This window comes from Methylobacterium sp. AC315 (assembly GCF_979253755.1).
Genome location: NZ_CEEDEA010000014.1, coordinates 1 through 16,987, shown reverse-complemented (window position 1 = coordinate 16,987; position 16,987 = coordinate 1). Strand labels below are relative to the sequence as shown.

Annotated in this window: 13 protein-coding genes, 1 other RNA gene and 1 pseudogene; 10 read left to right on the top strand and 5 right to left on the bottom strand. The window is 69.0% G+C overall.

Annotation, left to right across the window (positions count from 1 at the left end; translation table 11 throughout):
• Position 1 precedes the first annotated feature (1 nt).
• Complete coding sequence (locus AC0IY0_RS20585; protein WP_471765279.1) at positions 2 to 1,306, bottom strand: VpsF family polysaccharide biosynthesis protein; 1,305 nt, start codon at positions 1,304 to 1,306, stop codon at positions 2 to 4.
• On the bottom strand, positions 1,303 to 3,408 hold the full coding sequence (locus AC0IY0_RS20580) for a GumC family protein (protein WP_471765278.1): 2,106 nt from the start codon (positions 3,406 to 3,408) through the stop codon (positions 1,303 to 1,305). Before AC0IY0_RS20580 ends, AC0IY0_RS20585 begins: the two co-directional genes overlap by 4 nt.
• A gap of 256 nt (positions 3,409 to 3,664) precedes the next feature.
• On the opposite strand from AC0IY0_RS20580, the gene AC0IY0_RS20575 reads away from it, so the two are divergent.
• The 7 genes from AC0IY0_RS20575 to AC0IY0_RS20545 all read left to right on the top strand — a co-directional run bounded on the left by AC0IY0_RS20575 (position 3,665) and on the right by AC0IY0_RS20545 (position 9,809).
• Positions 3,665 to 5,185: a glucosamine inositolphosphorylceramide transferase family protein gene (locus AC0IY0_RS20575; protein WP_147906283.1), complete on the top strand. Its 1,521-nt coding sequence runs from the start codon at positions 3,665 to 3,667 to the stop codon at positions 5,183 to 5,185.
• 226 nt (positions 5,186 to 5,411) lie between these two features.
• Positions 5,412 to 5,660, top strand: coding sequence for a hypothetical protein (locus AC0IY0_RS20570; RefSeq protein ID WP_419830798.1), 249 nt, complete (start codon positions 5,412 to 5,414; stop codon positions 5,658 to 5,660).
• Positions 5,661 to 5,790: 130 nt separating this feature from the next.
• Positions 5,791 to 5,947: non-coding RNA, 6S RNA (ssrS, locus tag AC0IY0_RS20565), on the top strand.
• Positions 5,937 to 6,554 (top strand): 5-formyltetrahydrofolate cyclo-ligase, encoded by a 618-nt coding sequence (locus AC0IY0_RS20560; protein WP_461232242.1) that lies wholly within the window; start codon positions 5,937 to 5,939, stop codon positions 6,552 to 6,554. Before ssrS ends, AC0IY0_RS20560 begins: the two co-directional genes overlap by 11 nt.
• A 3-nt stretch (positions 6,555 to 6,557) precedes the next feature.
• Positions 6,558 to 7,376, top strand: a complete 819-nt coding sequence (locus tag AC0IY0_RS20555; RefSeq protein ID WP_147937942.1) for a TIGR00282 family metallophosphoesterase — start codon at positions 6,558 to 6,560, stop codon at positions 7,374 to 7,376.
• A gap of 436 nt (positions 7,377 to 7,812) precedes the next feature.
• Positions 7,813 to 8,796 (top strand): flagellar motor protein MotA, encoded by a 984-nt coding sequence (locus AC0IY0_RS20550; RefSeq protein WP_471765277.1) that lies wholly within the window; start codon positions 7,813 to 7,815, stop codon positions 8,794 to 8,796.
• The gene (locus tag AC0IY0_RS20545; RefSeq protein ID WP_147906278.1) at positions 8,796 to 9,809 is read left to right on the top strand and encodes a peptidoglycan -binding protein; all 1,014 of its coding nucleotides are present in this window, start codon (positions 8,796 to 8,798) and stop codon (positions 9,807 to 9,809) included. The genes AC0IY0_RS20550 and AC0IY0_RS20545 overlap by 1 nt, the downstream gene beginning before the upstream one ends.
• Before the next feature lie 426 nt (positions 9,810 to 10,235).
• On the opposite strand, the gene AC0IY0_RS20540 is transcribed toward AC0IY0_RS20545, so the two are convergent.
• Complete coding sequence (locus AC0IY0_RS20540) at positions 10,236 to 12,080, bottom strand: ABC transporter transmembrane domain-containing protein (RefSeq protein ID WP_471765276.1); 1,845 nt, start codon at positions 12,078 to 12,080, stop codon at positions 10,236 to 10,238.
• A gap of 242 nt (positions 12,081 to 12,322) precedes the next feature.
• Here AC0IY0_RS20540 and rpmE point away from each other — a divergent pair, with 242 nt between their 5' ends.
• Together rpmE and AC0IY0_RS20530 are read left to right on the top strand one after the other, a co-directional pair.
• Positions 12,323 to 12,571 carry a 50S ribosomal protein L31 gene (rpmE, locus tag AC0IY0_RS20535; protein WP_007565880.1) on the top strand — a complete coding sequence of 83 codons (249 nt, stop codon included), beginning with the start codon at positions 12,323 to 12,325 and terminating at the stop codon, positions 12,569 to 12,571.
• Between the two features lie 445 nt (positions 12,572 to 13,016).
• Positions 13,017 to 13,796, top strand: coding sequence for a MetQ/NlpA family ABC transporter substrate-binding protein (locus AC0IY0_RS20530; protein WP_471765274.1), 780 nt, complete (start codon positions 13,017 to 13,019; stop codon positions 13,794 to 13,796).
• A 46-nt stretch (positions 13,797 to 13,842) separates the two neighbouring features.
• Here the strand turns inward: AC0IY0_RS20530 and rcdA are convergent, their stop codons facing one another.
• On the bottom strand, positions 13,843 to 14,373 hold the full coding sequence (rcdA, locus tag AC0IY0_RS20525; RefSeq protein WP_147906275.1) for a protease adaptor protein RcdA: 531 nt from the start codon (positions 14,371 to 14,373) through the stop codon (positions 13,843 to 13,845).
• Positions 14,374 to 14,833: 460 nt separating this feature from the next.
• Positions 14,834 to 15,265, bottom strand: a pseudogene (locus AC0IY0_RS20520) (copper chaperone PCu(A)C); the annotation flags it as partial.
• Positions 15,266 to 15,614: 349 nt separating this feature from the next.
• On the opposite strand from AC0IY0_RS20520, the gene AC0IY0_RS20515 reads away from it, so the two are divergent.
• Entirely contained in the window at positions 15,615 to 16,913 is a 1,299-nt protein-coding gene (locus tag AC0IY0_RS20515) for a L,D-transpeptidase family protein (RefSeq protein WP_147906273.1), read from the top strand.
• The last annotated feature ends 74 nt before the right edge of the window (positions 16,914 to 16,987 follow it).

The following is a 16,987-nucleotide window of genomic DNA, read 5'->3' as shown; positions in this document are numbered from 1 at the left end:
GTCAGGCCCGCGCGCGCAGGGAATTGGGCGGAAACAGCACGATCAGCATCAGGGCGAACTTCGCCAGCATGGTGGTCTTGCCGGCCAGACCCTCGAAGGTGTTGACCAGGATCACGAAGGTAAGGATCGGCAGCCAGACGCCGCGTCGGCAGTTGCGCGCGATCTCCGTGAGATAAAGACTCACTGCCACGACCAGCAGCGTCGTCACCAGGATGCCGTGGTACAGCACGTCGGAAACGATCGAGTTCTCGATGCCCCATTCCAGGCCGTAGATCCGCCGCAGGGTGCTGACCTGCAGGAGGTCGGGCGCCAGCAGCAGCTGCCGGAACGGGACGGCATCGAAGATCGCCAGCATGTCGACCCGGGCCTGGGCGCTGCCGCCGTCCGAGACGAAACGGCTGAGCAGCGTGTCGAAGAACCCCACTGCTGCCAGCACCGCGACCATCACCGGCAGCGCCGTCAGCACGAAACACGCGCAGGCCGCCCCGATCAGGGGGATGCGGTTGCTCCGCAGCGTTCGGTTCAGGGCGAAGAGGCCGACCGCCCCGCCGAGCGCGAGGGTCGTCACCGTGGCCGACCGGCCGCCGAAGGTCACCAGCGCGACGAGCTGCAGGGCGATCACTCCGGCCCGGAGCGCCGGGTTCAGGCGGCCACCGCCGTTGGCGAGCGCCAGGATGTAGCAGGCGGTGAGCGTCGCGTTGACCAGCGGGTGGCCCTGGAGCGCGGCCGAGCGCGTGTCCGTCTCGAACGCCATGCCGTCGAACCGGAACGGGAAGAACCGCTGGCCGCTGGCGAACTCGAACAGGCCGAGCAGCGCGTTGGCCAGCATCATCAGGTGGAAGACGGCCTCGATCCGCCGCAGCGTCGCGGCATCCCGGTCCATCAGCAGGATCGGGACGAGCCCGGCCAGCACGAAGGTGTCGATCGAGCCGGCTAAGCCCGTGCCGCCGCGGGCCGCGATCAGTATGAGCAGCAGCACGCCGCAGAAGGCCAGCAGCACGCAGGCCGGCCGGCGGTTGAGGGCCTGTGCGACCGGGATCACCGGGTTGCCTGCGCGCAGCATCGTCCAGCCGACCAGGGCGACGACCATGTAGGTCGCCGGATGGACCTTCGCGGGTGCCGAACCGCTGATGCCGTCGTAGTTGAGGCCGAGCGCCCAGAGCAGGCCGCCGGATACGCCGACCAGAACCACGGTCAGCAGGATGAAGGCCATCGATTCGAGCCGCGCCAGGCCGCGCAGGCGCGTGTCCGGCCTTGAACGCGCCGCCTGCCGGTGCGCGAAGCCCGCGGGCCGCGCCGTGCTCACGCGCTACGCCGGTCGAGCAGCAGGGAGCCGGAGACGGGCCGGCCCAGGGCTTCCGAGGTGTCGACCAGGTCGATCAGGTCGCGCTGGCGGGTGGCGCCGTTGCAGACGACCAGGAGCAGCCGGTCCGCCGCCGCCGCGATCGGGCCGAGACGAAGGTTTTCGGAGAGAACGCCGCCGTCGACGAGCACCAGCTCGAACCGGCCCTTCACGCCGGCTAGAAAGCGCTCGATGTTGGTCGGGACCAGCGCGTCGCGGATCGGCTTCTGGGTATCGCCGAGTCCGATCCGCCGGGCACCGGTCTTCGCATCGACCTGCGTGACCGCGTTGAGGCTCTGCTCACCGCGCAGCACGTCGAGGAGCCCGGCTGTGCCGGCGCTGTCGGTTCGGAGATCGGCATCGATCAGCAGCACGCGGTCGCCGCGTGCCACGGCCACAGAAGCGAGCAGCGCGATCACCGCCCGGCGCTCGGTCGCCTCGGCCTGGCCCGACGTCACCAGCAGCGCCAGCGAGCGGCCCCGCGTACCCGCCGTGGTGGCGAGGTGGTCCAGTGTGAAGCTCGCGGCTGCCGTGCTGGCGCCGCCCGGCTGGACGCCCGGGATCACTGCGACGACGGGGGCGTTCGACAGCCGCTCCAGTTGACGCGACGACAGGACCGTCGGCTCCAGGTATTCCCGGGTCAGCGCGAGGCCGGCGCCGAGGCCGAGGCCGCCTGCCAGCGCGGCGGCGACCAGGATCAGCCGCGGCGGCCAGCTCGCATCCTGCGGCGGCCGGGCCGATGTGATGATGCGGGCATTCGAGCTGTCGATCCCAGACTGCTCCTTGATCTCGCGGGTACGCACCAGGAAGGTGTTGTACACGGTGCGGGCCGCCTCGACCTCCCGCTCCATCTCGCGCAGCTGAACCGAGGATTGCGCGGTCACCGCCGATTGCCGCTGCAGCCGCTCCAGGTCGGCTGCGAGCGACTTCTCGTTGGCCTGGGCGCGCTGGTACTCGGTCTCGGCGGCGCCGGCGATGCGGTTCAGTTCTGCGTCGATCAGGCGGCGGACATCCTGCATCTGCGTGCGTACGGCGGCGATGTAGGGATGGCGCTCGCCGAGGTTGGTGCGCAGGTCCGCTTCCTTGGCGGCGAGCTCGGCATACTGGCCGCGCAGCCGGTCGACCGCCGAGGATTGGACGGCCTCCGGCATCGCCCCCGAGCCGATTGCCTGGCCGCGCGCATCCTTGATACCCTGAAGGCGCGCCTTCGCCTCGGCGGTCCGGGCCCGCGCCGCCACCAGACGGGCGTTGGAATCGGTGAGCTGCTGCTCGTTCACGAGCCGACCGCTCGACGCGATCAGGCCGTTGCGCGCCTTGTAGTCCTCGAGCTTCTTGTCGGCGGCGTTGACCGCGTTGCGCAGCTCGTCGAGGCGTCCGCGCAGGTCGCCGGAGGCGCGCTTGGCGGCGTCGGAGCGCGCCTCGGTCTGGTCGGCCAGGTAGGCGCTCGCGATCGCGTTGACGATGCGGGCCGACAGGTCGGGATCCACCGTGGTGACGACCACGTCGATCACGAACACCTTGTCGGCGCGCTTGACCGCAAGCTTGCGCCGCAGCTGGTCGAGCGCCCGGCCGCGCGCATCGACCGGCCGCTCCGGCTTGGGACCGAGCACCAACTCCCGGAACGAGGCGATGCTGCGCGCGACCAGACCGTCCTGAGCCGCGCCGAACCCGGGCTCGCTCTCCAAGCGCGCCTGCGTCACGGCCCGGCCCAGGACCGCGTCGGATTCGATCACCTTCACCTGGCTCTCGACCTGGGCGATGCCGCCGTCCGGCGACAGCGCGGCGGGATTGACGTCGTTCAGGACGACCTGCCGGTCGCGCGGGTCGATCAGGATTTGCGCGGTCGCGGTGTAGAGGGACGGGGTGATCAGAGCATAGGCGAGGACCAGCAGCCCGAGCACCAGGGCGGTCCCCAGCACCGTGCGCTTGCGCCGCCACAGGATGCGCCACAGGTCGCCGAACTCGGCGGTGGTGTCGGGCCGGGTCGGGCCCGTCCGCTCCGGCTGTGCCGGATGGACCGGCGCGAGCCAGCTCGCCACGGCAATGTTACGGTCGATCTGTGCCACGATCGGTCACCATCGTCTCGAACTCGGTCGGTCCCTCGCGGGCTCCACCCCCACTGCAAGTGTCGCGCAGACTGCTGACAATCCCTCAAGACTGCCGAGGGTCGTGGCCGCACGCACCGATTACTCAGCGTCTGGTAAACGCCCTCTACCGAAGTTTGCTGCCGCCAGGATTATCCGTCCCGTTAGGGTTTGGGAATTAGGTCGTAGCCGCAGCCGTGATCTGCCGGACTGCTACACTGCGCAGGGGCGCTCCATCATGCATGTGAGAGTTCGCCTGGACGGCGCCGAACCACGCCGCTGGCAGATCGCCCTGTTGGAGCGAATCGCCGCGACACCCGGCATCCGCGCCGTCAGCATCGACGCCGCGCAGGTCCCGAACGGGTGGCCCGACACGGTCGAGCTGCTGTTCCGGCTGGAGGCACTGATCCACCGTCTGCCGCGTATCGGCTCGGAGCGCCTGCCGCCGACCGCCCTCGACCCATGGCGGCGGCAAGACGCCTGGCCCGATCTGACGATCGACCTGTGCGGTGACCTACCTGCCGGGCCCCGCATCTGGCATCTGGCCTTCGACGGCCGGCGCGGCGACGACGCCCTGCTGGCGAGCTTGCTGGCCGGTGCCGTCCCGCGGGCTACGCTGATCGCGGATGGGCGCATTCAGGCCGAAGGCCGGCTCGGCACCGACCGGCCCGGCATCCTTCTCGCCGGCATCGACGACGCGCTGGCGCGGACGGTGACCCTGATCGCCGCAGCAACCGCTCGCCGCGCCGCCGGGCGCAGCGCTCCGCCCTCGGCCGTGCCCGAGCCGTCCCCGAGGCCCGAGCGGACGTTGCCGGGCAGCGAACTCGGTTCGCGCGCAGCGCGGATGCTGGCCGGCGCGGTCATCCGCCGCCTGTACCATCTCTGCTATCGCGCTCCGCACTGGCGCTGCGGCTGGCGGCACCTCGACGGACCGGACCTGATCGACCTCGGGCGTCACCCCCAGACCGGGTGGACCGACCTGCCGGATGACGGCCACCGCTTCTACGCCGACCCGTTCCCGCTCGCCTACGCCGGGAGCACGCACGTCTTCGTCGAGGAATTTCCGCACGCGACCGGCAAGGCGATCATCTCAGCCGTCCGGTTCGGCCCGGACGGCCCGGAGGGCACGCCCGTGCCGGTGCTGGAGGAGCCCCATCATCTCTCCTATCCGTTCGTGTTTGAGCGTGACGGGGCGGTCTGGATGGTCCCGGAGAGTTCCGCGGCCGGCCGGGTCGATCTCTACCGGGCGACCCGCTATCCCGGAGGTTGGGTCAAGGAGGCGACGCTGCTCTCCGACGTGGTCGCCAGCGATGCGACGCTCCTCGAACACGGCGGCCGATGGTGGCTGTTCGCGACCGTGCGCGATGCCGCCACCGAGGCGCCTGCCGGCTCCGGATCCTACCACGACGCGCTGTGCCTCTGGTCGGCTCCCGATTTCCGGGGTCCCTACACGCCGCATCCGGCCAACCCGGTCCTGATCGATCCTGCGACCGCCCGGCCGGCCGGGCGCATCGTCGAGCGCGGCGGCCAGCTGATCCGCCCGGTCCAGGACTGCGCCACGGGTTACGGCCGCGCCCTCGGGCTGGCGCGGATCGATCGCCTGGACCCGGACGGGTTCGCCCAGACCCTGATCGGCCTCATCGAACCAGGCCCGGCCTGGGCCGGGACACGGCTCCACACCGTCAATTCGGGTGGCGGCATCGAGTGCATCGACGGCTCGGCCCGAGCCCCTCGGATCCGGATGCCGGGCCGTTCCTGATCGCTTCGCAGCGTTGCCGGCGTCGGTAGCCCCCAAACCCATGGGTTCAGCCTGTTGCAACAGGGCTTCAGGGGTCAAAACGCTGTCCCGGCGCTTGTTGCCTACCCCGATGGTGGATAACGCAACTTGTGCGTGCCTTAAGCCGGATGGACTAATTGCATAGATTGTATTTTGGTTTGAGGATGTCTGATATCCCGTGCGTCCGATCAATCGGAGTGACTGTTTCATGAGTGCAAGCGCCACGATCGGAACCGACATGCCTGCGCGCAACGCCCTGAATGTCAGGCTCTCGCGGATCGCCGCCGTTGCCGGCATCCCGGTCGAGGCGTTCTTCACCGAATCGGTGTCTGCGACCCATGGCGGTCTGATCGAGCTGATCCGCCTCTGGGACGCGGCCGAGACGGAGACCGTGCGGGCCGAGATCCTGGCCGGCACCCGCGCGGTCGTCGCCGGGGCGAGCGACAACCTTCGCTGAGGAACGCTCGGCCGCCGCGATACGGATCTGAGCCGACGCGTCCGATGCCGCATCGGATCGATCCCTGCCCATCGATATTTCCATGTCGTCGGCCCTGGCGGGAGCCCCACGAGATCGCTACATTGCGAATGCGGGGCTGCAGAGTCCGTCAGGAGCACTTTCCCCGGGGCCTTATCGACTCCCTCGGGAGCTGTCCCTGGCCTCGTCCCTGGACTTGGTCAACACGGCGCCCACCTACTCTGTAGGTTTCCCGGGATCGATCCTCCAACGGCTCACGTGGCTCCGCACTCATCGTCTTCAGATACCGGATCTCCCAGCCCGGACGCGGTCCTCAAGGCCGCACTGCGCAGTTCGGCACTGGCCGCCCGGGACGCGCTGGATCCGGCCGCCCGGCTGGACGCCTCCGCTCGGATCGCCCGCGCGCTGCTGGCTCTGCCGGAACTGGCCGAGGCCCGGCTGGTCGGCGCCTATTGGCCCATCCGCAGCGAGGTCGATCCGCGTCCCGCTGCCGAGGGGTTGCTCGCCCGTGGCCAAGCGGTCGCACTGCCGCACGTCACCCCCGAGGGACTGATCTTCCGGGAGTGGCGGGCCGGGGACGCGCTGGTCGCCGGCCGCTTCGGCCTGAGCGAGCCGGATCCGTCGCTTCCGCCCGTGGAGCCCGACGCCCTGATCGTGCCGCTCGCTGCCTTCGATCGCGACGGCCAGCGCATCGGATACGGTCGCGGGTACTATGACGGCGCGATCGCGCGCTTGTCCGCTCGGCGACCCGTCCTCACGGTCGGGGTCGGCTTCTCCGTCCAGGCAGTTGAACACGTGCCGGCTGAGCCGCACGACCGGCCGCTCCAGTTCGTGATCACCGAGATGGGCGTGATCCGGTTCGACAGGACATCCTGATCCATGCGGCTGCTCTTTCTCGGCGACGTGATCGGTCGCCCGGGCCGTACCGTCGTGTGCGAGCGCCTGCCCAAACTCCGGGAGCGCTGGCGGCTCGACTGCGTCGTGGTCAACGGTGAGAACGCCGCCGGCGGCTTCGGCATCTCCGAGACGATCTGCGACGAGCTGATCCAGGCGGGCGCCGATGCGGTGACGCTCGGCAACCACAGCTTCGACCAGCGCGAGGCGCTGGTGTTCATCGCCCGTCAGCCCCGTCTGGTGCGGCCGGCGAACTATCCCCCGGGTACGCCGGGCCGCGGCGCCACCGTGGTGGAGACGCAGGGCGGAGCCCGGGTGCTCGTGGTCAACGTGATGGGCCGGGTCTTCATGGACGCTATGGACGACCCCTTCACCGCAGTCGAACGCGAGATCTCCGCTTGCCCGCTTGGGGCCGCCGCCGACGCCGTCGTGGTGGACGTGCACGCCGAGGCGACCAGCGAGAAGCAGGCGTTGGGCCATTACCTCGACGGCCGTGCCAGCCTCGTGGTCGGGACCCACACCCACACGCCGACGGCCGATCACCGGATCCTGCCCGGCGGCACGGCCTACCTGTCGGATGCCGGCATGTGCGGCGACTACGATTCGGTCATCGGCATGCAGAAGGATGAGCCGATTCGCCGGATGATCCAGAAGACGCCGGGTTCCCGCTGGGAGGTCGCCGGCGGCGAGGCGACGCTGTGCGGCTTCGCCGTCGAGACGCAGGCGGACGGCCTGGCGACCCGGGTCGCGGCGGTCCGCCTCGGTCCGCATCTCGAGGAGAGCTGGCCTCAGTTCTGGGACTAGCGCCCTCGCAGCCGAAGTGGATGCCGGCACGCGCCGCCCCAGGAACTTCAGCGGCCCGCACCCGTAGATTGCAGAGATCCTCTGAACCAGGGAGCTCCGCATGCCTCAGATGTTCGACTGGATTTTCTTCGCCATCATGCTTCCGTTTCCGGCCTATCTGGTCTGGGACTGGTACCAGCACCGCTAAAGCCCGCGATCGAGCCGGCTCCGCCATCCCGCGTCCGACCACCCGAGATCGAACCCGCCTAAGTCGAATGGGCCGCTTGTGCAGGGCTGATGCCTACCTCATGCCACGGGTGGATCCGGTCTCGCCCGGTCTGGCGCCACACAAGCGTGTCCGCGGTGAGACTTGATCGCAGGTGGGGCTGCCCCCACAGTGGCCGTGACGGGCCCCGCTTCTTGGCGACCCCATGTTGAGATCAGGTTAGAGCGACCGATGGCCGCCCGCGACAACAGTGAGAATAGCAGTCCACCGCTGGCGCGACCCGGGATTTATCTCGGGCGTATGGTGATATTCCTGATCCTGGTGGGCTTCCTGGCCTTCATCCTGTTCAAGCAGATCACCCCAGCCTTCCTGGCCAATCCCGGGCTCAACGGGCTGATCCTCGGGGTTCTGCTGATCGCGGTGCTGATCGCCTTCGGGCAGGTCGTCCGGCTGTTCCGCGAGGTCGGCTACGTCAACGCGGTGGCGACCGGTGCTCAGGCCCGGAAGCCGCCGGCGCTGCTCGCCCCGATGGTGCCGATGATCGCGGCCCGGAAGACCGGGGTGCTGCTGCCGGGGACCTCCGGCTACCTCGATACGATCGCGGCGCGCCTCGACGAAGGCCGCGAGATGCTGCGCTACATCGCCGGCATCCTGATCCTGTTGGGCCTGCTCGGCACGTTCTGGGGCCTGATCGACACGCTTTCGGCGGTCGGCGGGGTGATCAAGGGCATGCGTGGCGGCGGCGATGCCGGGGTGATGTTCGACGAGCTCAAGTCCGGGCTCGCCGTGCCGCTCTCAGGCATCGGCCTCGCCTTCTCGGCCTCGCTGTTCGGTCTCGCCTCGTCGCTGATCACCGGTTTCCTGGAACTGCAGGCCGGCCAGGCCCATGCCCGTTTCCACAACGAATTGCAGGATTGGCTGCTGTCCGGAACGGCGTCCGAGCCGGCAGTGGCGGGAGCTGTCCGGCCTGTTGCCGCCGCCGCCGGTGCGCAGGATCTCAAGGAGGCGGTCGAGCGTCTGACCACGATCGTATCCGAGGGCGGGGGCGGCCGTGCCGCGACGCTGGCCATGACCAACCTGGCCGAGGGCATCCAGGGCCTCGTCCAGCACATGCGCGCCGAGCAGCAGATGATCCGCGACTGGGTCGAGGCCCAGGCGAGCCGCGAGCGTGAGCTGAAGCAGGTGCTCGACCGGCTCGGCCGGGAGCGGGTGTAGTGGCCTCGACCGCGGCCCGCGCCCGGCGCCCCCTCAACGTCTGGCCCGGCTACGTCGATGCCCTGGCGACGCTGCTGCTGGCGGTGGTGTTCCTGCTCACGGTGTTCGTGGTCGGCCAGTTCTTCCTGTCGCAGGAATTGACCGGGCGAGACGCCACGCTGGTCAAGCTCAACCGCCAGATCGCCGACCTCACCGATCTTTTGGCCCTGGAGCGCTCGAACCGCCGCGGCCAGGAGGACGAGGTCCGCAGCCTTCGCACCACGCTCGCCGGCGTCGAGGCCGAGCGTGATCAGGCCAAGTCGCAGGCCGAGGCCGCGACTGTCAGCCAGGGGGCCGCGGGTGCCCTCGACAAGCAGCTGGAGGCCGAGCGCGGCGCGACAAAGCGGGCGTTGTCCCAGGTCGATCTCCTGAACGAGCAGATCAGCGCCATGCGCCGCCAGCTCGCAGCCCTCGAGGATGCGCTGGCCGCCTCGGAGACCCGCGACCGGGAATCGCAGGTGCGGATCGCCGAACTCGGCAGCCGGCTGAACGTCGCCCTGGCCCAGAAAGTCCAGGAGCTGGCGCGCTACCGCTCGGACTTCTTCGGGCGCCTGCGACAGATTCTCGGCAACCGGCCGGACATCCGGGTGGTCGGCGACCGCTTCGTGCTGCAATCCGAGGTGCTGTTCCCCGGCGGCTCCGCGACGTTGAAGCCGGAGGCAGGCCCGGAGCTCGACCGGATCGCCGCGGCCATCGCCGACCTTGCCCGGCAGATCCCGGCGGACCTGCCGTGGGTCCTGCGGGTCGACGGTCACACCGATGCGCGGCCGATCATCACCGCGCAATTCCCGTCGAACTGGGCGCTTTCGGCTGCCCGGGCGATCGCGGTGGTGCAGTATCTCGCGAGCAAGGGCATCCCGCCGCAGCATCTCCTGGCCGGGGCCTTCGGCGAGTTCCAACCCCTCGACGCCGGCACCACCGAGGATGCCTATGCCAGGAACCGCCGGATCGAGATGAAGCTGACGGAGCGGTAGGCGCTCGCCCGTCCGATAGACCGGACCGAACGACGCGCTTCGAGAGCCCCGCCCGCAATGGCGCACACCGACAGCGATGTCCTCGGGGGCGGACGCATCGCTCGGCGCCGACCAGGTCCAGGGTGGCATGGGACGTCCCCAGCCCCTCGGCCCGAGCGTGGCCGTCTTCGGCGACCATCGTGTGGGAGATCTCGCCAGCATCGGATTGCTGCCCGTGGCGTCGGCCTGCGCGAGCATCTCGGAGGCGGCATTGGCGTAGCCGAGGCAGCCGATCGGGCTCTATCCACCGGACGGGAGACACGTAGGCACGGCGGGGCCTAGACCTTCAAGGCGGCCGCCCGTTGAAGTACGATCACGGTCCTGTTCCGGCTCTCGGCGACGGACACGAGCCTTCCGTCCCAGAACCCTACCTAGCCAAGTCCCAAACTACTCGGCGGCGGGGATGCGCTCGCCGCGCGTACGAAGCCCCTTGCCGCGGGCGGTCTCGTCCAGGGCGTCGGTGAATTGCAGGCTCGCGAGCTGCGCGTAGAGCGCGCCCTGGGCCAGCAGGCTCTCGTGGGTGCCGGTCTCGACGATGCGACCGTCGTCGAGGACGAGGATCCGGTCCGCGGCGCGGATCGTGGCGAGACGGTGGGCGATCACCAGGGTGGTGCGCCCACGCATCAGCGTGTCGAGGGAGGCCTGGACGGCGCGCTCGGATTCCGCGTCGAGGGCCGAGGTCGCCTCGTCGAGTAGCAGGATCGGCGAATCCTTGAGGATCGCCCGGGCGATGGCGACGCGCTGACGCTGCCCGCCGGAGAGGGTCACGCCGCGCTCGCCGACCTGGGTGTCGTAGCCCTGCGGCAGGGCCGCGATGAAGCCGTGCGCGTTGGCAAGTTCGGCGGCATGCCGCACCTCGGCCTCACCGGCCTCGGGGCGCCCGTAGCGGATGTTCTCGGAGACCGTCCCGGAGAACACCACCGGATCCTGCGGGACCAGGGCGATGCGGGCGCGCAGCGCCTCCGGATCGACCCGCGCGATGTCGATGCCGTCGACCAGCACGCGGCCGCCCTGCGGATCGTAGAAGCGCAGGAGCAGCTGCAGCACCGTCGACTTTCCGGCACCGGACGGTCCGACGATGGCGATGCGCTCGCCGGGGGCCGCCGCGAAGGTCAGCCCGTCCAGGGCAGCGTGACCGGGCCGGGTCGGATAGGCGAAGCGCACGGCCTCGAAATTTACGGCGCCGCCGGCCGGCACGGGAAGGGGCAGGGCCGGGGAGGGCGCACGGATCGCGGGCTCGGACGCGAGGATCTCGGTCAGCCGCTCGGCCGCGCCGGCCGACATCGCGAGGTCGCCGTAGACCTCGGAGAGCTGGCCGAGCGCGCCTGCGCCGAACACAGCGTAGAGCACGAATTGCGACAGCTCACCGCCGGTCATCGTGTGGTTGAGTACGCCCTGGGCGCCGTACCACATCACCCCGACCACCGAGGCCGAGATGAGGAAGATCGCCACACCGGTGAGCAGCGCCCGCGCCCGGATCGAGTCCCGGGCGGCCGTGTAGGCGTCCTCTGAGGCGGCCGCGAACCTGGCCGCAGCCGTGCCGGAGCGCCCGAAGGCTTGCATGGTCCGCACCGCTCCGACCGCCTCGGCGGCGTAGGCTGAGGCGTCCGCCAGCCGGTCCTGCGCGGCCCGGGAGCGCCGCCGCACGCCGCGGCCCGAGATGATCAGCGGGAACACGATCACCGGGATGGCGGCCAGCACCATCACCGACAGGCGCGGGCTGGTGATCACCATCATGGCGGTCGCGCCCACGAACAGGAATAGGTTGCGCAGCAGGATCGAGACGGAAACGCCGAAGGCCGACTTGATCTGCGTCGCGTCCGCGGTGAGGCGGGAGACGATCTCGCCCGATTGCGAGCGGTCGAAAAAGGCGGGGTCGAGGATCGTCAGCCGGGCGAAGACGGCGCTGCGCAGATCCGCGACCACGCGCTCGCCCAGCGTGACCACGGTGTAGACCCGGGCCGCGCTGGAGAGCGCGAAAGCCGCGACCACCCCGAGCAGCGCGAGGAAGTAGGCGTCGATCACGTTCGCGCCGTCGGCCGTGAAGCCGTGGTCGATGACGCGCCGCATGGCGATCGGCACCACCAGGGTCGAGGCCGAGGCGCAGACGAGAGCCAGGATGCCGGCAACGATCCGCCCGCGATACCGCAGGGCGAAGGGCAGGAGCGGCCGGAGCGCGCTCAATGGGGCCTTCGGCCGGCCGGAAGCCGCCGCTTTGGTCTTACGGGCCATCACGCCTCACGCGTCTCTTCCCACCCGGTCCACGGCGCTTGTTCCCGGAGAGAGCCTGCGATATACGCCGCCCCTCATCCGATTGCGCGTGTTCAATGGCCGCGGGCCGCCACCACGGTCGGCTTGGACGTGCCGTTGCCACGAACCTACGGTTCGGTGCAACCGCTGACACCTTCCGCATTCCGGGCCGGGCGGCGCCTCCTGCGCTCCCCGCCGGCATGCCAGAACAGGAACGACAGGTCATGGCGAAGGACGCGGCCGCAAAGGCCAAGGGGACCGAGCACCCCGACTACCACTTCATCAAGGTCGTGATGACGGACGGTACCGAGTACCGGACCCGTTCGACCTACGGCAAGGAGGGTGACACCCTCAACCTCGACATCGATCCGCTCACCCACCCGGCCTGGACCGGCGGCGAGCAGAAGATGCTCGATCGCGCTGGCCGTGTCTCGCGCTTCAACTCGCGGTTCGGCAACCTCGGCAAGCGCTGATCCCGGACGGATCGCGCCGAAACGAATCAGAACGGGCGGTCCCTCGCGGGGCCGCCCGTTTTTTCGTGCCTGTTCTGCGCCGTCGCAGAGCGGGGCGAGAATTTTCTGGCGGAATGGTCTGGCGAATTTTCCAGCTCGCCGACGCGTTCGATCTTGTCTGACGCCGCAGAGAGAAAATATTCTTCTGTCTCGGTGCGCACCGGTCGTACCACCCGGCCGGCCCGTTCGGCGCGGCCTCTTTTCCAGCCAAGCCGAGCCGTCGTAATGTCCGGTGCCGTCGACGATCCGCCCGGTCACGATCCTCGGTCGTCACGGTCTCGCACGGACCCGGTGGCGGCTGTTTGTCTCGAGGTCTTCGTCGCGCGGAGCCTGAGTAGTTTCAAATTTAAGTCGATGCATCTTCTTGCGCCCTTGAGCTTTGCAAGCGGCGACTGTGGAGTTTTTCATGAAGCGCAGGCTGTTTTCCGTCGTCGCCGTTCTGCTGACCTTCGCCGCACCGGCCTTGGCGGGTGAGAAAATCAAGGTCGGCATCATGAGCGATGCCGAGGACGTCTGGGCGAAGGTCAAGATGATCGCCGCCAAGGACGGGCTCGATCTCGATCTCGTCGTGTTCTCGGACTACCTCCTGCCGAACGCCGCCCTGGATGCCGGGGACCTTCAGGCCAACGCCTTCCAGCACAAGCCTTTCCTGGAGAACCAGATCGCCGCGAAGGGTTACAAGATCGCGCCGGTCGGGGCCACGATCGTCTCGCCGATCGGGCTCTATTCCCGGCGCGTGAAGGCGGTCGGCGAACTCAGGAACGGCGCGTCGGTCGGCATCCCGAACGACCCGTCGAATGGCGGGCGCGCCCTGCTGCTGCTTCAGGCGCAGAAGCTGATCAAGCTGAAGGACGGCGTCGGCATCCTCCCCACGGTGCTCGACGTGACCGACAATCCGAAGAGGCTTCAGTTCCGTGAGATCGACGCGGCCCAGTTATCGCGCAGCCTCGACGATCTCGATGCTGCGGTGATCAACACCAATTACGCGGTCGAGGCAGGCCTGAAGCCGGGCAAGGACTCGATCGCGATCGAGTCGTCGGTCGACAATCCCTACAGCAACTTCATCGCGGTTCGGGAGACGGACAAGAACGCTCCGTGGGTATCCAAGCTCGTCCGCGCCTATCAGAACGATACGATCCGGGCCTACATCACGGACAAGCGGCCGGGGGAAGTGCCGGCCTTCTGAGGTCTGCGCGCGGTCGGAGCCTTCGGGACCGACCGCGCCGCCCTCCTCAGCCCTCGCCGAGGCGGAACGCCATGCGCAGCAGACCCTGCTGGGCCGCCACCGGACTCTCCACCGGCATCGGCGTCGGGCGGTCGTCGGTGATCAGCGAATCCAGGTGCAGGATGCGGGCATGCAGCCGGCGCGCCCGCAGGATCAGCTGCTGGAGGCGCATCGGCAGCAGGGAGAAGTCCGACTGCTTCGGCGGCTCGGACTTGCCGAGCTTGACCCGATGCTTCTCCTGCAGCGCCTCCGCCGGGGTCATCTCGCCCTCCGACACCGCGCGCTGCACGAGCAGCCACGACGCGATCTGCATCAGCAGCGTCGTAAGGCGCATGCTCTCCGCCGCGTAGCTGAGCGTGGCATCCCGGGAAACCAGGCGCGACTCGTCCCGGCCCTGGCCGTCGAGATAGGCCGCCGTCTCTTCCACGAGCAGCATGCCGTCGCGGAACAGCGTCTTGAACGCCTCGGAATTGACGTAGGTCTTGCCGAAATCGACCCAGTCCCGATCGTCCCGGAACGTGACATCGAAGCCGTTCATGTGCCTCTCCTGTGCCGCCGACGGGCCAAGCCGTCCCGGACCGGGACATTCCGGCCATGGCTCTCGGGCGACGCCGCAATCCTAGCGCCGAACCGCGGCGGCATCAGGGTTAGATCTTCCTTAACCTTAATGAGCCGGCCGATGGTTAAGATATGGCGTACACGGCCGGCTGCAAGCATTCAAAAGGTGACCTGGACACCACCGAATACACGGTGCCTTGGACCGGTCTTGGAATCGGGCTCCCCTCGGGCGCGCAGGCCTTGAACAGGGGCGCGTCGGCGACGCCAGGATCAGTTGCATGACCCATTTCGAGACACCCGGAAGGTGTATCGCCGTCCGGGCTCGGCAGAGCCGGAGGCCCGAGCCGCTCGCGACAGCCGCGCAATCGTGAACGGGTCCAAGGGCTTGGTTCAGCACGTCGGCTCATGCCGAGCCGGTAGTCACCCCGGCGGTGGCCGTTTTAATGCTGATGCTGGTGACCGCCACCGGGCGCGCTCGCCCCGATCGGTGCGACCGAGAAGGTGACCGGCACGGTGCCGGCACGCTGGAACGTGAGCGTCCCGGACACGCTGTCGCCGGCCTTCGGGGCGCCCGAAAGGCCCTCGAACATCAGGTGATAGCCGCCGGGCTTCAGCTCCACGGTCTCGCCTGGCTTGACCGTCAGGCCTCCGGAGACCGGGGCCATCTTCATCACGCCGCCCTCCATCGACATGGAGTGGATCTCGCCCAAGCGCGCGAACGGCACCGCGGCGCCCGTCAGCGTGTCCGGGGCGGTGCCGGAGTTGCGGATCGTCACGTAGCCGCCAGCGACCTTGGCGCCGTTCGGCGTGGCGCGCAGCCAGGGCGTGTCGATCGTGAGGTCGCCGGCCTTGATCGGGTCGGCCTGGGCCGCCCCCGTGAACACGCTGAGGCCGAGGAGGGCCGCGCAAAAGATCTTCATCGGCATGCTTCCGTCCTGAGGATGATGATCGACCGAGACGACACGTCAGGCTCGCGCGGCCGGTCCTTATGAGGAAGGCGGAATCCTGCGCCGGCCCGCGTTGCGGTGACATCTCTGCCACACTGGTCCACCCACGACTGTTGTCGCCGTGCCGCATCCAGTCGCCACGTGCGCTGGCGCACGCCGACGCCACAATCCGGCCCCTTCGATAGGGAGTCTTAAGGCCATCCCGACACCGTGGCGACCGAGTACACCCGCTCTCGCCATGAACTGACGAACTCCGGACAAGAGCCAGCGACTGATGCGCATCAAGGCAACAAACCGGTTCACCGCCATGCTGGGCGTCGCCGCGCTCGGCACGCTCGGCCTCGGTGCCGCCGAGGCCCGCGACCAGGGCAACTACGCCCAGGCCGAATGGGCGCAGGACTACGCTTCGCCCGCCGCCATGCAGGTGCAGCGCGAGACCGTGCCGATCCTGTCGCCCCAGACCGTGTCGGCCACCGAGCAGATGGTCGAGCGCTACCGGGACATCGTCAACCGCGGCGGCTGGCGCCCGGTCTCCGGCGCCGACCGCCTGCGCGTCGGCGCCAAGGGCCCGGCCGTGGCCGCGGTGCGCCAGCGCCTGATCGTCACCGGCGACCTCGATCCGGCCGCCGGCGGCTCCGGCGTGTACGATTCCTACGTCTCGGCCGGCGTGAAGCGGTTCCAGGCCCGCCACGGCCTCAGCCAGACCGGCGCCATGAGCCTCGCCACCCAGCAGGCGATGAACGTGCCCGCCGACGTGCGGCTGCATCAGCTCGAGACCAACGTCGTCCGCCTGCGCTCCTATTCGGGCGATCTCGGCCGGCGCTTCGTGATCATGAACATCCCGGCCGCCCTGGTGGAGACCGTGGAGAACGGCCAGGTCGTCACGCTGCACGCCGCCGGCGTCGGCAAGATCGACCGCCAGTCGCCGATCATGAACACCAAGGCGACCCAGATCAACTTCAACCCGACCTGGACGGTCCCGGCTTCCATCGTGAAGAAGGACCTGATCCCGAAGATGCAGAAGGATCCGAACTACCTCACCGACAACAAGATCCACATCCTGTCGGGCAACGGCGAGGTCTCGCCGCGCTCGATCAACTGGAACTCGGACGAGGGCACGCGCTTCACCTACCGGCAGGAATCGGGCGCCGATTTCAACTCGATGGGAATCGTGCGCATCAACATCCCGAACCCCTACGGCGTGTTCATGCACGACACGAACACCAAGGGCGTGTTCGGCGACGATTTCCGCTTCATCTCGTCGGGCTGCGTGCGCGTGCAGAACGTGCGCGAGTACATCACGTGGCTCCTGAAGGACACGCCCGGCTGGGGCCGCGAGCAGGTCGAGCAGGCGATCGAGAGCGGCAAGCGCGTCGACGCCAACATCGCCCAGCCCGTGCCGGTCTACTGGACCTACATCACCGCCTGGGCGACCCCGGACGGCCTCGTGCAGTTCCGTGACGACATCTACAAGCGCGACGGCGTGAACGTGCCCTCGACCATCGGGGCGCCGACCCCGGTCGCCAGCGCCGAGCCGCTGCCCCAGACCTTCGAGCCCGGCGACGAAGAGTAAGAACGCCTAACAGAACGGCACCGAGCTTGGTTTTCAGCGTTGGTTTGGCATGGCCAGACTGCTTCTCCCCGATG

What these genes read in the sequence shown, in the direction of transcription:
- AC0IY0_RS20575 (WP_147906283.1), top strand. Translation starts at nt 3,665, where the DNA reads ATGCATGTGAGAGTTCGCCTGGACGGCGCCGAACCACGCCGCTGGCAG.
- AC0IY0_RS20570 (WP_419830798.1), top strand. Translation starts at nt 5,412, where the DNA reads ATGAGTGCAAGCGCCACGATCGGAACCGACATGCCTGCGCGCAACGCC.
- AC0IY0_RS20555 (WP_147937942.1), top strand. Translation starts at nt 6,558, where the DNA reads ATGCGGCTGCTCTTTCTCGGCGACGTGATCGGTCGCCCGGGCCGTACC.
- AC0IY0_RS20550 (WP_471765277.1), top strand. Translation starts at nt 7,813, where the DNA reads ATGGCCGCCCGCGACAACAGTGAGAATAGCAGTCCACCGCTGGCGCGA.
- AC0IY0_RS20540 (WP_471765276.1), bottom strand. Translation starts at nt 12,080, where the DNA reads ATGGCCCGTAAGACCAAAGCGGCGGCTTCCGGCCGGCCGAAGGCCCCA.
- rpmE (WP_007565880.1), top strand. Translation starts at nt 12,323, where the DNA reads ATGGCGAAGGACGCGGCCGCAAAGGCCAAGGGGACCGAGCACCCCGAC.
- AC0IY0_RS20530 (WP_471765274.1), top strand. Translation starts at nt 13,017, where the DNA reads ATGAAGCGCAGGCTGTTTTCCGTCGTCGCCGTTCTGCTGACCTTCGCC.
- rcdA (WP_147906275.1), bottom strand. Translation starts at nt 14,373, where the DNA reads ATGAACGGCTTCGATGTCACGTTCCGGGACGATCGGGACTGGGTCGAT.
- AC0IY0_RS20515 (WP_147906273.1), top strand. Translation starts at nt 15,615, where the DNA reads ATGCGCATCAAGGCAACAAACCGGTTCACCGCCATGCTGGGCGTCGCC.